Source organism: Falsiroseomonas oryziterrae (assembly GCF_021864505.1).
In the GTDB taxonomy this organism is placed as follows: Bacteria; Pseudomonadota; Alphaproteobacteria; order Acetobacterales; family Acetobacteraceae; genus Falsiroseomonas; species Falsiroseomonas oryziterrae.
In genome coordinates, this window is record NZ_JAKJIB010000706.1 from 1 (window position 1) to 579 (window position 579).

Sequence of the window (579 nt, forward strand, 5' to 3'; positions counted from 1 at the left end):
TGCGGCCCGCGCCGAGGGCGAGGCCGAGCACGAGCGAGCCGAGCGCGGGGACGGCGACGCCGAGGGCGGCGAGCGGCACGGGCGCAAGCGCGGCGACGGCGCGCGAGAGCGCGGAGAGTGCCTGCGCGTCCTGCGCGACGGGCATCACGCCGCTCGTCACGCGCAGCGGCGCATCGAAGGTGAGCGTCGCCCAGTCGAGGATCGGATCCCACGCGGCCGCCTGCCGGTCGGCCAGGCGCAGATCCTCCGCGCGGTAGCAGAGCAGGTCGGTCTCGGCGTATTTCGCGATCGCGGCGACGGTCGGCGCCGGGTCGGGCGCGATGCGCTCCTCCGCGGTGCCGACGACGCGGGTCAGCGGGACGTCGTCATGGGTGAACTCGCCGCCCTTCGTGCCGCCCGCCGCCCCCCATTCCTCGGCGAGCGCCTCGGCCAGCGCGCGGCTGTCGACGCGCAGCGCCGTGCCGCCCGGCAGGCGGAGGGGGCGGCCGTCGAGCAGGACGGCGAAGCGGCCGTCAGCCGCGCTGGGCTCGGCGCGGTCCCAGAACCGCTTCACCGCGATCCGTCAGCGGCGCGCGGCGG

1 protein-coding gene is annotated in these 579 nt (G+C 77.9%); it reads right to left on the minus strand.

What is annotated here, in order from left to right; genetic code table 11:
* A partial coding sequence (locus tag L2I40_RS24240) for an ATP12 family chaperone protein (RefSeq protein ID WP_237217880.1) occupies positions 1-553 on the minus strand: 553 nt, incomplete at its 3' end.
* Positions 554-579: the final 26 nt, after the last annotated feature.